This is a genomic window from Mesorhizobium sp. WSM4809 (assembly GCF_055811655.1).
Genome location: NZ_JBVVQW010000003.1, coordinates 165,089 through 182,621 on the forward strand (window position 1 = coordinate 165,089; position 17,533 = coordinate 182,621).

The 17,533-nt window shown below is 62.6% G+C and carries 16 protein-coding genes and 1 tRNA gene; 10 read left to right on the forward strand and 7 right to left on the reverse strand.

Going from position 1 to position 17,533, the window contains the following annotated elements; translation table 11 throughout:
- The first annotated feature begins 71 nt into the window (after positions 1-71).
- Positions 72-1,283 (forward strand): UbiH/UbiF family hydroxylase, encoded by a 1,212-nt coding sequence (locus AC0L24_RS08890; RefSeq protein WP_127810376.1) that lies wholly within the window; start codon positions 72-74, stop codon positions 1,281-1,283.
- Here AC0L24_RS08890 and AC0L24_RS08895 read toward each other — a convergent pair.
- The gene (locus tag AC0L24_RS08895) at positions 1,260-2,222 is read right to left on the reverse strand and encodes an AEC family transporter (RefSeq protein ID WP_127810377.1); all 963 of its coding nucleotides are present in this window, start codon (positions 2,220-2,222) and stop codon (positions 1,260-1,262) included. The genes AC0L24_RS08890 and AC0L24_RS08895 overlap by 24 nt on opposite strands.
- Before the next feature lie 125 nt (positions 2,223-2,347).
- Here AC0L24_RS08895 and hspQ point away from each other — a divergent pair, with 125 nt between their 5' ends.
- Positions 2,348-2,671 (forward strand): heat shock protein HspQ, encoded by a 324-nt coding sequence (gene hspQ / locus AC0L24_RS08900; protein ID WP_164762658.1) that lies wholly within the window; start codon positions 2,348-2,350, stop codon positions 2,669-2,671.
- Between the two features lie 71 nt (positions 2,672-2,742).
- On the opposite strand, the gene AC0L24_RS08905 is transcribed toward hspQ, so the two are convergent.
- Positions 2,743-3,372: an invasion associated locus B family protein gene (locus tag AC0L24_RS08905; RefSeq protein WP_127270670.1), complete on the reverse strand. Its 630-nt coding sequence runs from the start codon at positions 3,370-3,372 to the stop codon at positions 2,743-2,745.
- Between the two features lie 232 nt (positions 3,373-3,604).
- On the opposite strand from AC0L24_RS08905, the gene AC0L24_RS08910 reads away from it, so the two are divergent.
- Together AC0L24_RS08910 and AC0L24_RS08915 are read left to right on the forward strand one after the other, a co-directional pair.
- A complete protein-coding gene (locus AC0L24_RS08910) occupies positions 3,605-5,425 on the forward strand; it encodes an extracellular solute-binding protein (protein ID WP_127810378.1) in 1,821 nt (606 codons plus the stop codon).
- A 17-nt stretch (positions 5,426-5,442) separates the two neighbouring features.
- Complete coding sequence (locus AC0L24_RS08915; protein WP_127810379.1) at positions 5,443-6,123, forward strand: DsbA family oxidoreductase; 681 nt, start codon at positions 5,443-5,445, stop codon at positions 6,121-6,123.
- A 37-nt stretch (positions 6,124-6,160) separates the two neighbouring features.
- Here AC0L24_RS08915 and AC0L24_RS08920 read toward each other — a convergent pair whose 3' ends face one another.
- A complete protein-coding gene (locus AC0L24_RS08920) occupies positions 6,161-6,598 on the reverse strand; it encodes a hypothetical protein (RefSeq protein ID WP_292133237.1) in 438 nt (145 codons plus the stop codon).
- 602 nt (positions 6,599-7,200) lie between these two features.
- Between AC0L24_RS08920 and AC0L24_RS08925 the strand changes: the two genes are divergently transcribed.
- Positions 7,201-9,105, forward strand: a complete 1,905-nt coding sequence (locus AC0L24_RS08925) for an ABC transporter ATP-binding protein/permease (RefSeq protein ID WP_164873848.1) — start codon at positions 7,201-7,203, stop codon at positions 9,103-9,105.
- 273 nt (positions 9,106-9,378) lie between these two features.
- Entirely contained in the window at positions 9,379-10,743 is a 1,365-nt protein-coding gene (mgtE, locus tag AC0L24_RS08930) for a magnesium transporter (RefSeq protein WP_473563653.1), read from the forward strand.
- Positions 10,744-10,803: 60 nt separating this feature from the next.
- Here mgtE and gor read toward each other — a convergent pair whose 3' ends face one another.
- From gor to rpiA, 3 genes are all read right to left on the reverse strand, one after another.
- Positions 10,804-12,195 (reverse strand): glutathione-disulfide reductase, encoded by a 1,392-nt coding sequence (gene gor / locus AC0L24_RS08935; protein ID WP_128364399.1) that lies wholly within the window; start codon positions 12,193-12,195, stop codon positions 10,804-10,806.
- Between the two features lie 117 nt (positions 12,196-12,312).
- Positions 12,313-12,915 carry a DUF2059 domain-containing protein gene (locus AC0L24_RS08940; protein WP_292562684.1) on the reverse strand — a complete coding sequence of 201 codons (603 nt, stop codon included), beginning with the start codon at positions 12,913-12,915 and terminating at the stop codon, positions 12,313-12,315.
- Positions 12,902-13,633 (reverse strand): ribose-5-phosphate isomerase RpiA, encoded by a 732-nt coding sequence (gene rpiA / locus AC0L24_RS08945; protein WP_027036598.1) that lies wholly within the window; start codon positions 13,631-13,633, stop codon positions 12,902-12,904. Before rpiA ends, AC0L24_RS08940 begins: the two co-directional genes overlap by 14 nt.
- A 632-nt stretch (positions 13,634-14,265) precedes the next feature.
- Here rpiA and AC0L24_RS08950 point away from each other — a divergent pair.
- Positions 14,266-14,949, forward strand: a complete 684-nt coding sequence (locus AC0L24_RS08950; RefSeq protein ID WP_128310019.1) for a phosphoglycolate phosphatase — start codon at positions 14,266-14,268, stop codon at positions 14,947-14,949.
- Positions 14,950-15,088: 139 nt separating this feature from the next.
- Positions 15,089-15,163, forward strand: a tRNA-Val gene (locus AC0L24_RS08955).
- Between the two features lie 46 nt (positions 15,164-15,209).
- Here AC0L24_RS08955 and AC0L24_RS08960 read toward each other — a convergent pair.
- Positions 15,210-15,563 (reverse strand): hypothetical protein, encoded by a 354-nt coding sequence (locus AC0L24_RS08960; RefSeq protein WP_473563654.1) that lies wholly within the window; start codon positions 15,561-15,563, stop codon positions 15,210-15,212.
- Positions 15,564-16,236: 673 nt separating this feature from the next.
- On the opposite strand from AC0L24_RS08960, the gene AC0L24_RS08965 reads away from it, so the two are divergent.
- Together AC0L24_RS08965 and AC0L24_RS08970 are read left to right on the forward strand one after the other, a co-directional pair.
- Positions 16,237-16,494: a PepSY domain-containing protein gene (locus tag AC0L24_RS08965; RefSeq protein ID WP_127269438.1), complete on the forward strand. Its 258-nt coding sequence runs from the start codon at positions 16,237-16,239 to the stop codon at positions 16,492-16,494.
- Between the two features lie 535 nt (positions 16,495-17,029).
- The gene (locus AC0L24_RS08970; RefSeq protein ID WP_164749075.1) at positions 17,030-17,515 is read left to right on the forward strand and encodes a hypothetical protein; all 486 of its coding nucleotides are present in this window, start codon (positions 17,030-17,032) and stop codon (positions 17,513-17,515) included.
- Positions 17,516-17,533 lie beyond the last annotated feature (18 nt).

Here is a 17,533-nt window from a genome sequence, read left to right on the forward strand (position 1 = left end):
GATCTGACCTATATGCTCATCGAACGGCAGGTCGGGTGGACCGGCCTCGCATTGCAAGCCGGAAGCCGATCTTGGAGCATCAGCAAACTGCGCGGATACTGGTTGCCGGCACGGGGCCGGCAGGGCTGATCGCGGCGCTCGGTTTTGCCGCCGAAGGTTTCCCGGTGACGCTGGTCGGGCCGGAGCCCACTGCCCCCGACGGCCGCACGACGGCCCTGATGAACCCTGCCTTGAAAGTGCTCGACCGGCTTGGCGTGCTCGAAACCGTCAAATCCAAGGCGGCGCCCCTGAAAGTGATGCGCATCGTCGACGCCACCAGCCGGCTGATCCGCAGCCCGGTCGTCACCTTCCGTGCCAGCGAAATCGACGAGGACCAATTCGGGCTGAACCTTCCCAACAGCGTCCTCAACCCGGCACTCGCCAGCGCCGTTGCCGCGCATGCCGGCATCGACCGGCTGATGTCGATAGTGGCGAACTGGCGTCTCGATGCCGAGCACGCCCGTGCCGTCCTGGCCGACGGCAGCACGGTCGACGCATCGCTTGCGGTCGCCGCCGATGGGCGGTTGTCACCGGCGCGCCAGGCGGCCGGCATCTCGACCTCGGCCCGGTCCTACCCGCAGGCAGCTCTCGTCCTCAATTTCGGCCATAGCGGCGACCACGCCTTCACCTCGACCGAATTCCACACCGAGACCGGTCCGTTCACGCAGGTCCCATTGCCCGGCAATCGCTCCAGCCTGGTCTGGGTGGTCAAGCCCGAGACCGCGACCGACCTCGCCGCACTGGACGATACGACGCTTTCTCAGCGGGTTGAACAGCAGATGCAGTCGATGCTGGGCCGGGTGACGGTCGAGCCGGGCCGGCAGATCTATCCGCTTTCGGCGGTGACGCCACTGCGTTTCGCCCGAGATCGGGTGGCGCTGGTCGGCGAAGCCGCCCATGTGTTTCCGCCGATTGGTGCGCAAGGCCTCAATCTCGGCATCAGGGACGTCGATGATCTGGTTGGAATCGCTTGTGAAAATCGAGCCGACCCGGGTGCAGCCAAGGCGCTTGCGGCTTACGATTTCAAGCGCCGCCCCGATATTCTGGCGCGTAGCGGCGCGGTCAACCTGCTCAACATGTCGCTGCTTTCCGACATGCTGCCGGCCCAGATGGCCCGCGTGGCCGGGCTCGGCGTGCTCGGTGGCTTCGCGCCGCTTCGGGCTTTTTTCATGCGCGAGGGGCTTCGTCCCGGCAGCGGTTTTGCCGCGCTTGCCGGCGGGTTAGGGAAACAGGTCCGGCGCTAGGATATCGTGCCGGATCAGGTAGAGCAGCCCGGTGACGGTCACGACCGACAGGCAGGTTGTGATCAGCACACTGGCCGACGCGCGCTGTACCCAGACGCCATACTGCTGGGCGATGACGAAGACGTTGGTGGCGGTCGGCAACGCCGCCAGAAGCACCGCCGAGAAGACCCATGTCTCAGAGAAATTGCCGATCCAGCTCAGCACGACATAGCAGAGCAACGGGTGCAGGATCAGTTTCAGCGCCGCAATCGGAACCATCTCGTGCGGGACGCGATTGAGCGGCCTGAGCGCCAGCGTGACGCCCATGGCGAACAGCGCGCAAGGTGCGGCCGCCCGGGAAAGATATTCCAGAAATCGCTCCACCGGCACGGGCGGTCGAAAGCCGATATAGGCGGCGCCGACGCCCAGGGCGGTTGCGATGATGAACGGGTGCAGCACGATCTTGCGCACGACACCGAGCGCAAGCCGGAGAGGCGTGGTCTTGTCGTCGCCCGACAGCGCCATCATCATGGGCGCGATGGCGAAATGCATGATGTTCTCGAAACAGAAGATCAAGGCGACCGGCACAGCCGCCTCCTCGCCGAAGGCCAGCAATGCCAGCCCCGGTCCCATGTAGCCGATATTGCCATAGGCGGCCGCGAGCGCCTTGATGGTCGATTGCGCTATCTCGCCGCGCGAGGTCAGGATCGACCCCATGAACATCAAGGAAAATATCATGAAGGTCGAGACGACCGAACCGAAGATGAAGCGCCATTCCGTCAGGTCTTCGAACGGCGTCTTGGCAAGCAGTTGGAAGAAAAGTGCCGGCAGCGCGACATAGACGATGAACGTGTTCATCCAGCCGAGCGCCTCCAGCGGCTGCCTGGTGATGCGCGCCACCAGAAACCCGACAAAAATCAAGCCGAAGAACGGAAGAACAAGACCGATGACGTCAGACATTTTTATGCTGGTCCGAAACCCTGGCGCCGGGCTAGCCCGTTGCTTAATAGGGCGTCAAGCGCCTCGGGATTGAATTGATGCGCGGTCTGCGCCAAATAAGCCCAAGGAATTCAGTGGTGAGTACGATGAAAACAGCCAAATTCGCAATCGGACAGGTGGTTCGCCACCGGCTGTTTCCATTCAGGGGCATCATTTTCGATGTCGATCCGCAATTCGCCAACACCGACGAATGGTACGAAGCCATCCCCGCCGACGTGCGGCCGCACAAGGATCAGCCTTTCTATCATCTGCTCGCCGAAAATTCGGAGACCGAGTACATCGCCTACGTCTCCGAGCAGAATTTGCTTGAGGATCAGTCGGGGGAGCCGGTCCGGCATCCGCAGATCAAGGAGATGTTCGACAAGAAGCCGGACGGGCGCTACCAGCCGAAACGGCAGTCGAGGCATTAACCCGCGGAGAGATGGGCGCAAAAAAAGCGGGGCATGACCCCGCTTTTTTGTGGCTCGGCGATATCGGCCGATCAGTTGGCGGTCTTCGCCTTGTCCTGCTCTTCCTTGAGCTTCTTGGCGAAATCCTGGTTGTTCTTGGCGACGAAGTCCTGAAGCTTCTTCTGCCGGTCCTCGATGTCCGACTGCTGCAGCGCCGGTCCGTCATAGGCGCCGCTGAAGCCCTGCAGGGCGACCTTGATCGGATTGGGCTGGTTCTGGAAATTGACGGAGGTCAGAGTGATCGCCTGGCCCTTCTTGAACGCGGCGACGAGCTGATCGGTCAGCGGCACTTCCGCCACGCAACGATCCGGGAAGCAGATCACATAGTCGAGCTTCTGCGCCTTGCCGGTGTCGATCTGCAGGCCGATGCCGGGAGGCACCAGACGGCCGGTCGGGACCGTCACTTGGAACACCTTGCGGTTCACCTTGCCCTTCAGCTCGATCAGGCTGACGCCGGTGACCAGCTGGCCGTTGCCGGCGGTGGTGATGTTCTGGACATTGCAGATGTCGACGTCTTCCTGCTTGGTGCAGGCCTTGAACCAGCCTTGCGGAATCTGCTGTTGCTGCTGTGCGGAAGCAGCGGGAAGTCCTGCGCCGAGAAAGCCGACCACGCCAGCGGCCATGACCGACAGGCGGTACGCGTTGCTGTTCAGGCTCGTCATGTCGTGCACTTCCTCTCAAATGATCCCGGGACCGGCTTCTTCGTGCCGTGTGGTCCAGCTACCTGTTGCCGAAATGAGGCAACAGAATGACTTCGGAGGGCGTGTTACACTGCAAGCGAGGCCGAATCCAGCCCGGCGTCAGCAATTGTTGAACGCGCGGTTGGCCGGCGCGCAGCCGCCTCATGCTAGGGTGCACACCGAATCATCAAGCCGACCCAGTAAGGAGACGGTCATGGGCCGCGTTGTTGTTTGGCTGATCACCGGGATATCGTTTCTCGCCCTTTCGCATCAGCCGGCCGCATCGGAGCCGAAGCACGCTATCGCCATGCAGGGCGAGCCGGCGCTACCGCCCGGCTATACGCATTTCGATTACGTCAATCCCGACGCGCCGAAGGGTGGCTCGATCACCTATTGCGTCGTCGGCAGCTTCGACAATCTGAACCCTTTCATCCTCAAGAGCCTGCGCACGACGGCGCGCGGCATGATGGATACGATCTTCGGCAATCTGGTCTTCGAGCCGTTGATGCAGCGCAATGCCGACGAGGCTTTCACGCTCTACGGTTTGTTGGCCGACAGCGCCGACATGGACCCGGAGCGCAAGAGCATCGAATTCCATCTCAATCCGAAGGCCAAATGGTCGGACGGTCAGCCGGTGACGCCGGAGGACGTGCTGTTCAGCTATGACGTCTACACCGAGAAAGGCCGCCCGCCTTACAGCGATCGCATGGCCAGGGTCGCCAAGCTCGAAAAGACCGGCGATCACAGCGTGCGCTTCACCTTCAACGACAAGGCCGATCGCGAATTCCCGCTGATCATCGCGCTGACCCCGATCATCCCGAAGCACGCCTTCGACAAGGAGACTTTCGACAGGACGACGCTCAAGCCGGTGATCGGCAGCGGCCCTTATAGGATCGCGCAGGTGCAGCCCGGCCAGCGCATCGTGTTCAAGCGCAACCCGGACTACTGGGGCAAGGACGTCCCGGCCAAGCGCGGTTTCGACAATTACGACCAGATCACCATCGAGTATTTCCTCAACGCCAACGCCAAGCTCGAAGCGTTCAAGAAAGGCCTTTGCGCCATCGACGACGACAGTGATCCGGTGAAGCGCGAGCGCGATCTCGATTTTCCGGCCTTCCACAAGGGCGACGTCGTCGCCGAAACCTTCGACACCGGCATTCCGCCCGTGGTGACCGGTTTCCTGTTCAACACGCGGTTGCCGAAATTCGCCAACCCTGTCGTGCGGCGCGCGCTCGGCATGCTCTACGACTTTGAATGGGCCAACAAGAACCTGTTCGGCGGCAAATACACGCGCACGATGAGTTACTGGCAGAATTCCGAGCTTTCCGCGATCGGCCATCCGGCCGACGACAGGGAGAAAGCGCTTCTGGCGCCCTACCCCGGCCGCGTCCCGGCCGATGTCATGGACGGTACATGGCGGCCGCCGGTGACCGACGGATCGGGCCAGGACCGCCGCGTGCTGAAGGCAGCCTTCGATCTTTTGAAAAGTGTCGGCTACCACGTGCAGAATGGAACGATGCTCGATCCCGAAGGCAAACCCTTCAGCTTCGAAATCCTGACCGCATCGCAGGACGAGGAGCGCCTTGCCGGCATCTACCAGCGCACGCTGGAGAAGATCGGTATCGATCTCACCATTCGCAGCCTCGACGGCGACCAGATCCAGTCGCGCAAGCAGCGCTTCGATTTCGAGGTCCTGATCGGATCGAGCGGCTTCAACAATTCGTTGTCGCCCGGCATCGAGCAGAGCGGGCGCTGGAGTTCCGCCGCGGCCAGGACGGAAGGCTCGTTCAATCTCGCAGGCGTCGCCGATCCGGCTGTGGACGCGGCGATCGAGGCGATGCTGCGCGCCCGCTCCAAGGAGGATTATGTTGCCGCCGTTCGCGTTCTCGACCGGCTGCTGATCTCCGGCAACTACATGGTGCCGATGCAGCACAACACGCAGCAATGGATTGCCTACTGGAACTACCTGGAACATCCGCAAAAGACGCCCATATTCGGGTATCAACTGCCAACATGGTGGCGCAAACCCAACTGAGGGATCAGGAGATCGAGATGAGCGAATTGAACGCCATCACCGTCGATGTGGTGTCCGATGTCGTCTGCCCCTGGTGCTTCATCGGCCAGAAGCGGCTCGACAGGGCGATTGCCGCCGTCGGCGATGTCGACGTGCATGTCCGCTGGCGGCCGTTCCAGCTCGATCCGACCATTCCGCCTGAAGGCAAGGACCGCCGCGAATACATGCTGGCAAAATTCGGCAGTGATGAGCGCATCCGCGAGATTCACACCCGCATCGAGCCGCTGGGCGAAGCGGAAGACATTTCCTTTGTCTTCGACGCCATCAAGGTGGCGCCGAACACGCTCGATGCGCACCGGCTGATCCGCTGGGCAGGTGCCGCCGGCGAAGCCATTCAGAACAGGCTTGTGCGCCGGCTGTTCCAGCTGAATTTCGAGGAAGGCGCCAACATTGGCGATCATGCCGTGCTGGTCGAGGCGGCGCGAGAGGCCGGCATGGATGCGTCCGTGGTCGCCACGCTTTTGCCGACCGAGGCCGATGTCGAGGCGGTGCGCACCGAGATCGCCACCGCGTCGCGCATGGGCATTTCTGGCGTGCCGTGCTTCCTGCTCGAGGACAAGTACGCGGTCATGGGCGCACAGGATGCCGACACGCTGGCCGATGCCATTCGCCAGGTGGCCGCCGCCAAGGCGCGCGGCGAACTGGACAAGGCCGGCTGAGCCGACCGCCCTCTCCTCTCCGCGACAGCAGCAAACGTTACTTCACCGTCGCCTTGGCCTTGCTGATGAAAAATCCATGGCCGTTCGTGGCCGTGCAGGTCAGTCCCTTGGTTGACGACTGGCACGAGAACGGCCCGGCGCTCCAGCTGTTGCCGTAGCCAAGCTTGTCGACATCGCTGCAGCAGCCCTGCTCGCCTGGGTTTTTGATCAGAGTGGCTGGCCCCTTCGGACCCAGGATAATCGTGACGTAGCTCGGCTCGACGCGCGAGCAACTCAGCTCCGGGCCGCCATCCTTTGGCTCATAGGTGCCGGTGCCGCCTTTGGGCGTGTAGATGCAGCCGATGTTGCCGGACGGCGTGTTGAACTCGATCTGGCCTTCGGCGCTGGCCGGGATGCTCTGCGCGCCGGCATGCGCCAAAGGTACGAGGGGCAGCCAGGCGAAGAGGGACAGGATTGCGGCCGCGCGTGCAAGCATTGGGAGCTTCCTTGTTGGAGAACCGAATATGCATGAATGTCGACGATGCCGGGCAAGGTTCAATCCCAGGTGGATGAATTGTCAAACGCAGTCCCTCAGCTGACCGGACAAGACGGAACGCGCCGCTCGATCGATTCTCCCGTCACTTCCTGCCCCTGGCAAGGACGACCACGGCATTCCTGGCGAGTCACGAACCGCAAATTTTCGAGCTCTCTGGGCCGTCCGCAGTGAGAAAACCGATCGCTCGACACGACTTCGAGTTCACGAAACCGTGTGAAAGCCTTCCCCAGGGGAAGCTCCATCGACGGCATTTTATTGAAGATCAAGTATCTGAAATCAATATCGATATTCTGATTATTGCCGACCGTTGTCGCTAAATTTCAGCGTGTAATCTGTTGCCTCACGGCAACGGCTGCCGGGGCAATCCGGTCGGGCCGGTTTTAAATTAATGGAAAATGATCAATTGGTGTTACCATCCGTAACAAAAGAAAAAAGGTTTGGGCGGGATCGTGATTCGGGTCGGTAGACCATCGCAAGAGTCAGTACCGGAAAAAACACCTCGCGATGCCGCAGGGCGATCGCTTCTGACGCCGGTGTCGTCGATGCGCAGCTTCTGGGGCCTGATGCGGGCCTACTGGGTTTCCGACCGCTGGAAGGAAGCCTGGACGCTGACGCTGGTGATCGCGGTGCTCACGGCGCTGTCCAGCAAGGCCGGTGTCTGGTTCGCCGAAGCCTCCGGCGAACTGGTCAATTCGATCGCCTTCTTCCATGACGCCGCCAACACCACGCCGCTTCGCTCGCTGCTGATCAATGCCGGCGTCCTCGTGCTGCTGGTGGTACTCAAGGACGCTGGCTTTACCGGCGTCCGCAATCTTGTCTCGGCGACATTGCACCGCAAATGGCGCGGTTGGTTGGACAGCCGCTTCAATGAAGCGCTGCTGGATGGCAACCATACGCATTTCCATGCCCAGCATGCATCGACCGGCAGCGGCGCACCGGCCCCCGACAACATCGACCAGCGTGTCCAGGAATCCATCAAGGACATGACCGGGGGCGCCATCGGGCTCGCCATGGGCGTACTGGCCGTCGCCACCTCGCTCTTCTTCGTCGGCCAGAAGCTGCTCGAAAACTCCGTCGAGGTGAAGGGGCTGGAGTTCCTCGGCAGCTATGGCAGCGCCATCCTGGCCTTCCTGGCCGTCGCCACCTATGTGCCGCTGAACACATGGATCGCCGTCAAGCTCGGCGGCCTGCTCGAGCGCCTCAACGTCAGGATGCAGAAGGCCGAAGGCAGCTATCGCGGCGAACTGACGACGTTCCTGCGCCGCTCCTTCCATGTCGCGGCGTCTCAGGGCGAAGGCGTGCAAAGGACCATGCATGGCCGGCTCTATGTCGATATCGACGGCACCTGGACGCGGCTGAACATCGTCAACACCGTCTATATGTCGTTCGAGCTGATCTACAATTTCATCGGCGCCCGCATTGTCGCCTATGGACCGGGCCTCGTGCCGTTCATCCACAACCGCCTCGATCTGAAGGGCTATATAACCGGCTCCGAGCTGGTCAATTCTCTGATCGGCCAGTGTTCGTGGTTCATCCACGTCATGCCCGCCATCGCCACGCTGCGCGCCAACAGCCAGCGTGTCACCGAGTTGGCCAACGCGATCGAGAATGTCCAGCATCCGCAGGAATTCTACAGCCAGACCGGCCGCTCCGATTTCCACTACACCAGCCAGAACCCGGTTTTCGGCCTGACCATCCAGAAGCTCGAACTGGCGCATCAAGGCGAGGATGCGACGCCCTTCCTCAGCGCCGCCAATTTGCGCTTCCGGCGCGGCGAATGGACTTTCCTGAAGGGCGAGTCCGGCTGCGGCAAGACCTCGCTGATCAAGGCGATCAACGGCCTGTGGCCCTATGGCCGCGGCACCATCGTCTTCCCCGAAGGCGTGAAGAGTTTCTATGCCGCCCAGGAGGTCAAGCTGCAGCCTGTGTCGCTGAAGCAACTGGTCTGCCTGCCGGGCTCCGAGCACGACCATGGCGACGCGCAGGTGGCGTCGGCGCTGCACAAGGCCGGGCTTGGCGACTTCATCGAGCACATGGCCGACGAAAGCCGCGAAGGCAAAAGCTGGGACCAGGTGCTGTCGGGCGGCCAGAAGCAGAAGCTGGTGGTGGCTCGCATCGTGCTGCAGCAGCCGGGGCTGCTGTTCCTTGACGAGGCGACCGGCGCGCTCGACCCCGACGGCAAGGTCGCCTTCCACCAGGCCATCAAGGACAACTGCCCCGATGTCACGGTGATCAGCGTCATGCACGAAGCGGTTGCGCCGAGATCGATCAGCGGCAGCGAATTCTATCACAGCATCGTCGCGATCGCCGACGGCGTCGCCACCAAGAAGCCGCTGGTTCCGACCCTGCCCGCCGAACTCACCACCATTCTGGTGCAGCCCAGGCCGGTCCCAAGGCCGGTCGAAGACAAGTGGCTGCGTTTCTCGCGCCGGCTGAAGCAGAAATAACGGTTATTCCACCCCGGTCTGCCGAGGCGAACGGCGGCCGGCGATCACAGTCTCGCGATCTTGGCCGCTCGTCGGCATTTTCCCTCCTCACCGCGATTGACACGGCAAGGCGCGCTCCTATGTTGCGCCCGCTTGCAGATAGTAAAAACGCGAACCCGCAAGCGGAAAGGTCACCGCGCCATGCCTGGCGACAGTCACAGTCGAACGCAACAGCCGTCCGCCCTGACGTGACCTCACATGGTTCATGTCCTGCCGGACGGCAAGGAGTGAGCCATGAACGAATTTACCACAGTGGCAAGCGACGAAGCCGTCGCGATTGCCCGTATCCTAGCCAACGATCACGTCGCCGACATTGTCGAAGCCCTCAACAGGGAGCCTCGAGAGAACGCGACGGAACTGCTCTGTGAAGTGACGTTCGAACGTCTGGTCGAGATCTTCGACCAGCCGGAACTCGACGGCGCGTCCGAACTCATGGAGGCGCTGCCACGCGCCAAGGCGGGCAAGCTGCTCACCGCCATGTCGGTCGACCGTGCCGCCGACATCCTGCGCGAGCTGGAAGAGCCGGCCCGTTCCGAGCTGCTTGGCGGGCTTGCGCCGCCGCTGCGCGCAACGCTGCTGTCCATCCTCGGCTATCCCGAAGGCAGTGCCGCATCGATCATGACGACGGAGTTCGTCAGCGTGCCCTCGGACTGGACCGTCGGGCAGACGCTCGACTACATCCGCAAGGTCGAGCGGACGCGCGAGACCGTCTACGCGATCTATATCGTCGATCCGACGACGCACCTGCTTGTGCGCTCGACGCGCCTGCGCCGGCTGATCACCGGTGAGCCTGACGATCCGATCATGACGGTGGCGCCGGATCACCTTCCGGTGACGGTCGGCCCGCTGACCGATCGCGAAACCCTGGCGCAGACGATTTCCAAATACGATCTGCTCGCCCTTCCGGTCGTCGACCATGGCAAGATCCTCGGCATCGTCACCATCGACGACATCATCGACACGATGGTCGCGGAGACGACCGAGGACGCGCACCGTTTCGGCGGCATGGAGGCGCTGGACGAGCCGTACATGAAGATGAGCTTCCTCGCCATGATCAGGAAACGCGGCGGCTGGCTGTGCGCGCTGTTCATCTCGGAGATGCTGACGGCCAACGCCATGCAGAGCTATGAGGGCGAGCTGGAGAAGGCGATCGTGCTGACGCTGTTCATCCCGCTGATCATGAGCTCCGGCGGCAATTCCGGCTCGCAGGCGACCTCGCTGGTCATCCGCGCGCTGGCGCTGCGCGAGATCGGTCTTGGCAACTGGTGGCGGGTGGCGCTGCGTGAGCTGCCCACCGGCTTGGTGCTGGGCGCCATGCTCGGCGTGGTCGGCGTCTGCCGCATTGCGCTGTGGCAATATATGGGCTTCTACGATTATGGCCCGCACTGGCCGCTGATTGCCACCACGGTGGGTGCTGCACTGGTCGGCATCGTCACCTTCGGTTCGCTATCGGGGTCGATGCTGCCGTTCGCCTTGAAACGTATCGGCTTCGACCCTGCCAGCGCATCGGCGCCGTTGGTCGCCACGCTGGTCGATGTCACCGGGCTGGTGATCTACTTTTCGGTGGCGCTGGTGATCCTGCGCGGCACGCTGCTGTAGCGACTATCTCCGCCGTGGCATGACCTTGCCGCGGCGGAGTTCCTCAACCCGGATTTGCCGTCAATCGACGCGCGCGCCGTCCTTCACGCGATAGGTCGGCTTGTACATGGTGACCAGTTCTTCCGCCGCTGTCGGATGCACGGCCATCGTACGGTCGAAATCGTCCTTGGTGAGGCCGGCCTTCAGCGGGATGCCGAGCAGCTGCGCCATCTCGCCGGCGTCCGGCCCCAATATGTGGGCGCCAAGCACTTTCTTCGACGCGCCATCGACCACCAGCTTTATCAGCATCTTCTCGTCGCGCCCGGACAGCGTGTGCCGCATCGGCCGGAATGTCGCGCGGTAAATCTCGATGTCGGGGAAGCGCTTGACGGCGTCGTCCTCCGACAATCCGACAGTGCCGATCTCCGGCTGTGAAAAGACAGCGGTCGCGATCGTCTCGTGATCGGGCGCGGTCGGATTTCCCTTGAAGGCGGTTTCGATGAAGCACATCGCCTCATGGATCGCCACCGGCGTCAGCTGCACGCGGTTGGTGACGTCGCCGATCGCCCAGACGTTGTCGATGTTGGTGCGGGAATATTGGTCGACGGCGATGGCGCCGGTCTTGGTCATCTCCAGTCCGATGCCTTCCAGGCCCATATTCTCGGTGTTGGGAATGCGGCCGATGGCCAGCATCACCTGGTCGACGGTCAGCACCTCGCCGCCGCTGACGAGCGCGTCGAGCCGGCCGTCCGGCCGCTTGCGGATCCATTCGGACACGGAATGGCAGAGGATCCTTATCCCCTTTTTTTCCATCGTCTCGTGCAGCATGCGCCGCAGGTCCATGTCGAACCGGCTGAGGATCTCCTTGCCGCGATAGACCAGCGTGGTGTCGACGCCAAGACCGTGAAAGATGTTGGCGAACTCGACGGCGATATAACCGCCGCCCTCGATCATGATCGCCTTGGGCAATTCCTTGAGGTCGAAAGCCTCGTTGGAAAAGATGCAATGTTCATGGCCGGGCAGCGCCGGATGCGCCGCGGGTCGGCCGCCGGTGGCGATCAGGATCTGGTCTGCCGTGACGGTGCGATCCTCGCCCAGAAGATGCACGACATGCGGATCGACGATCATGGCGCGCGAGTGGAAGGTCTCGCCGCCGGCGCCCTCGACGTTCCTGACGTAGATGGCCTCCAGCCGGCTGATCTCGCGATCCTTGTTGGCGACCAGCGTCTGCCAGTCGAAACTGGCTTCCGGCACCGTCCAGCCATAGCCGGCGGCGTCGGCAAAATGCTCGGGAAATTGCGAGGCATAGACATAGAGCTTTTTCGGCACGCAGCCGCGGATGACGCAGGTGCCGCCATAGCGATATTCCTCGGCGATGCCGACACGCTTGCCGAGAGCCGCGGCGACACGCGCCGCCCTCACCCCGCCCGAACCGCCGCCGATGACGAAAAGATCGTAGTCGTAACCAGCCATGACGCGGCTCCCAGGCTTCAGAAATGTGTCAGACAGGTAGGCCGCAAACCGTCAAAAGAAAAGCCCGGACAGGCCGGGCTTTCGCGGGAGGCCGCAAGGCCATTTGAAAATGCGGGGTCAGTTGTTGTCCGCAGGGGCCGCGCCATCGGCGGGCGCTGCGCCATCGGCCGGAGCGGCGGCTCCGGCGGCGGGCGCGGCAGGTGCAGCCTGCGCCTTTGCCTTGGCGGCTGCGGCCAGCGTTTCGCCGACCTGCTGGGCGAGATCGCGGCCGAGGCCGTTCTGCCAGATGTCGGCTGCCTTGACCAGTTCGCGGGTCACCGTCGGGCCGCTATCGAGCAGCTTCTTGCCCGAATCGGAATTGTAGAAGGCGGCGATGTCGGTCAGTTCCTTTTCGGAGAACACTTTTGCGTAGGCGAGTGCGGCTTCCTTCTCGAGATCGGCGCGGCGCGAGGCCAGCGCCAGCGCCTTCTCGCTGATCGTCTTGCCGATCAGTTCCTGCATGTCCGGGTTCTTCTGGATCAGCTGCGATTCGAGCGCCGCGGCCGCCTGCGGCAGGATGTTGTCGAACGGGTCGGTCGCGTGGATCGCAGCGACCGCCGCGCGGGCGGCCTTCAGGTGCGATTCCGTGACATCCTGCGAAAACGCCGGCGAAGAAAAGGCGAAAACGGCCGAGGCCGCCAGAAGGATGGAAAGGCTGCGAACCCGGTTATGCAACATCATGATCGGTAGAACTCCCTGGTTTTCGGGCGGCATGGACGGTTTGGATACCGTCGCCGCCGGCGATGATGGCCGCTGAAGCCAGCCCGATGAAAAGACCATGCTCGACCACGCCCGGAATGGCGTGCAGAGCATTCGAAAGCGCTCTTGTATCCGGAATGCGGCCAAAAGATGCATCGAGGATAAAATGGCCGCCGTCTGTAACAAAAGCCTGGCCGCCCGTCATCCTCAATGTGACCGGCCCGGAAAGACCGAGCTTTTCAGCCGCCGCGGCAACCGCGATTTCAGTGGCGCGCAGGCCGAATGGATTGACCTCGATCGGCAGCGGAAAACGGCCGAGCGTCTCGACCATCTTGGAGCGGTCGGCGATGACGATCATGCGCTGGGACGCCGCGGCGACGATCTTCTCGCGCAGCAGCGCGCCGCCGCCGCCCTTGACCAGGGTCAGTTCCGGGTCGACTTCGTCGGCGCCGTCGACGGTGAGATCGAGCTCTGGCGTTTCCTCCAGCGTCGACAGCGGCACGCCAAGCTCGCGGCACAGCAACGCGGTGCGCTCCGAAGTCGGCACGCCGATGACGGTCATGCCGGTGGCGACCTTTTCGGCAAGCAGCCGCACGAACTCTTCGGCCGTGGTGCCGGTGCCGATGCCGAGCCGCATGCCGTCGCTCACATGGGCAAGTGCGGCCCGCGCGGCTTCGACCTTCAATTGCCTTGCATCCATGTGGGTTCTGCCCCGGAAATTCGCTGCCGGGCTCGTAGCATTTTTGCCGGTCCGGTCAAAGCCCCAGGCGGCGGGTCCCCAGGTGATCCTGCGTAGGAATTATTTCCTTGACCGGTGAGGGCAGCTATGCTACATTTTTGGTTATGGTGCTGATTTGCGCCAACGACCCGCCGCTGTGGCGGGTTTTTCATTTCTGGAAGCTCGCCGCGAAATGTCCGGTCCGAGGGGGCCTGCTTGCCCGGCGCGCTCGCCCAGGACAATCGGTTCAGGTTTTGGAATTCGCCCCGTCACCCTTTTCCTGACGCTGGCGCCGCCCCTCACCTGCCTACCGGCATCCTCTCCCCGTATAGTGACGGGGAGAGGGACACTCTCATCGGTGGTTTCACCAATCACCAGCGTTGCAAGAAGGGCGCCGTCATTGCGGCCAGCCACTTCTCCCCGTCACTATACGGGGAGAAGTGCCCGGCAGGGCGATGAGGGGCAGCGCCGGCTTCCACAATTGGTGGTCCCGCCACACGTTGAAACTGTCACCGGTCTGAAGCGATTGCCAAGCCGGCTTGCCCCCAGTCAGCTTGCCATGACGCGCCGCAGCCGCTATCGCCTGCCCATTGCACACCTGCCCAGGACAGACCATGACCCGACCGATCATCGTGTTCGACCTCGACGGTACGCTGATCGACACAGCGCCGGACCTGCTCGACAGCCTGAACCACAGCTTGGCCGCCAGCGAGATCGCGGCGGTCGACGAAGCCGGCTTCAGGCGTTTCGTCGGCCACGGCGGCCGGGTGATGATCGAGCGGGCGCACGCCGCCCATCAGCGATCGCTTGCCGTCGAGGAGCACGACCGGCTGCTGAAACTTTTCCTCGACCACTACACACTCAACATCCCCGGCAAGTCGCGCCCCTACCCCGGTGTCGTCGAGGCGATCGCGCGCTTCGAGGATGCCGGCTATATCCTGGCCATCTGCACCAACAAATACGAAGCCAACTCGCTGGCGCTGATCGAGGCGCTCGGCCTGACCAAACATTTCGCGGCCATCGCCGGCCAGGACACGTTCGCCTTCCGCAAGCCCGACCCGCGCCATCTGATCGAGACCATCAAGCTGGCCGGCGGCGACCCGCACCGCGCGCTGATGGTCGGCGATTCGCAAACCGACATCGACACGGCAAAAGCCGCCGGCATTCCCGTGGTGGCGGTCGATTTCGGCTACACCGACCGCCATGTCCGCGAATTCGAACCCTCGGCGGTGATTTCGCATTTCGATGCGCTGACGCTCGATCTTGCGCAAAGGCTGATCGCCGCTGCGGGAAACTGACCGGAAGGCGGCCAGCGTCGGTCCGAGACAGGGCGCAAAGCACAGCAAAACCGATCCGTGTCAGAACGCCGGACAGCGCCTTGACTTACCGCACCCGCCTCCCTTATATCGCGGCTCGCTTGGCCTTCGGGCAACGAGCGGGCGATTAGCTCAGCGGGAGAGCACACCCTTCACACGGGTGGGGTCGCAGGTTCAATCCCTGCATCGCCCACCAAAATCCTTACGGAAGTCGGCGATGTCTGGAGATGCACGAGCCGCGATCAGCGCTTCATCGAGTGCAGGATGGCCTGCATGTGCTCTTCCAGGTCGAGTTCACCCCGAGCCTCGGCGGTCAGCAGGTAATCGGCCTTGGCCCGGCGGTCGCCTCGGCTGATCGCCGGGTAGGAGCAGATGGCCAGCAAGGCTTCCTGTTCAATCCGGTCTGCCGTCTTGCGTTCGTGGCTGCTGCTGCCCACTCGATGAACAGCCCTGTGAAGCCCGACATAGCTGGCTTCATGGGCTCCGATCAGCGCCCGCAATTCGGATGAGGCCCCTTCCGCTTCGGCAAATTTCGGTTCAATGACCGAGGCCATGGCGGTGAACGCAAGAAGTGTACGGCGGGTGATTTCGGGCATGCCTCATATCCCTGCTGTTTGGCGAGTGCAGACACACTTTAGCACCGGCGAAGCGGTTCGCAGAGATGCTCGGGGACGCGACCACACTGTCTGCTGACAAAACGGATTCGCTTCCGAGCCCGCCCTCCCAGCGGCAAGTGTGGCCTTAAGTCGCAACGATTGGCTTGCGAAAGCAGGGTTTCGGGGCTTCATTGACACCGCGACCAACACCATATGGTGACCCACAGCTCTCCAAAACGAGAGAAGCTCGCTTTGACGCGGTCGCATTGCGGCCGTCAGCCGGCAATGGCTATGAACCAGGAACCTGAAAAACCATGCCAGAAAATGTCAGACCGATTTCGAAAGACGTCCCCCTCATTCAGCTAGGCGTCTATCAGTGCCGCTTCCCGGTGAGCGAAGACCGGTCAGTGCCCGGCGGTTATCGCTTCTGTGCCGGGCCAACTTCGGCGGATCGCGTCTATTGCGATCACCACCACAGCATCGTGACCGCCGTCGACCCTCGCCGAACCCGTTCAGGTCTCCACCCCGCTCAACGACGCGCCGCGTAAGTCAAACGGGCGGCGGCTCTCATTCGGGCAGCTGCAAACCGGTGGACTGATTCGGCACGCATTCCGGCTGCGGAACAAACCGGCACGCCAGCGAGTTTCTGTCCGACGAAACTTGAGGGAAAGCCATGTCCAGATTGCTTCTGGCGACCAGCGTCGCCGTTCTTCTCGCCGGCGGGGCAGCCTTGGCCGCGGACGACAAGCCGCTGCCGCCGCCCAATGCCAAGAAGCTGTCGGAGATCATCGCCAAGGTCGAGCAGCGCGACGGCTTTCGCTATGTGGACGAGGTCGACTGGGACAGCGGCGCCTACACCGTCACCTATTACACGGCGGACAAGGCGAAGGTTGAAATCACCTACGATCCTGTGACGGCGGAGCCGAAATAGGGGAACGTTCCGACGCGAATCCACTGGCCTTTCTTGGCTGTGTCATCGGCCTTTCCGCCACCGCCGCCCCTCACCTGCCTGCCGGCATCCTCTCCCCGTATAGTGACGGGGAGAGGGACGCTGGCATCGATGGTTTCGCCAATCACCAGCCTTTGCAAGGCAAGGATGGCGCCGGCGTTGCGGCCAGCCCCCTTCTCCCCGTCACTATACGGGGAGTCGAGGCGTGGTCCGCGCAGCGGACGAAAAGCCAACTGCTTGGCTTTTCGAACAACGAACGCCCGGCAGGGCGATGAGGGGCAGCGCTGACTTCGGCGATTGATGGTTTCCGCCACAAGTCGGGCTTGGTCCGAAGCGATTGCCCTTGCCAACCGTCGCCTCCCCTTGCGTCTGTCCCGCTTTGATGGCTGACTGTCGCGCCAGAGCAGTTCACCGTTTCATGGAACGGTGAACTACTCTAACTCTTTGTTTTGACGCAATTCCGGACGGAAAACCGTTCACACTTTTCCTGGAATTGCTCCAGGCGCCGCATTGGGGGATGGGGATGGCGACGGCGAAGCACGTAATGAAGCGCATATTGATGATGTTGGCCGGCTACTTCGTGTCGGTGCTGGTCGGCCTGATCGCCATCGCGGTGATCTATGGCGTGCTCAGTTCCTTGCCCAACGCGCCCAGCTATTTCGACGTCATGGGCGTTTCGCCGATCGCGGTGCTGCTGGTGCCGCCGCTCGGCATGTTCGTCTATTTCCTGACCATCGTGGTGACCGCGCTGCAGACGCTGATCTTCGCGCTGATCGCCGAGTTCTTCTCGCTGCGCAATGTCCTGCTGCACATGGTTTTCGGCGCCGGCGCCGCGGTCGGCGGCTTCGCCCTGATCTGGCCGAGCGCACCGGAGGATATGGACCCGGAGCGTTGGGTCGACATCGGCATCATTGCCGCTGCCGGCCTTGTCGCCGGCTTGCTCTACTGGCTGATCGCCGGGCGCGACGCCGGCTTCCGGCGGCCACTGTTCGAGCGCTACTAGCTTGCAGACTCACAATCG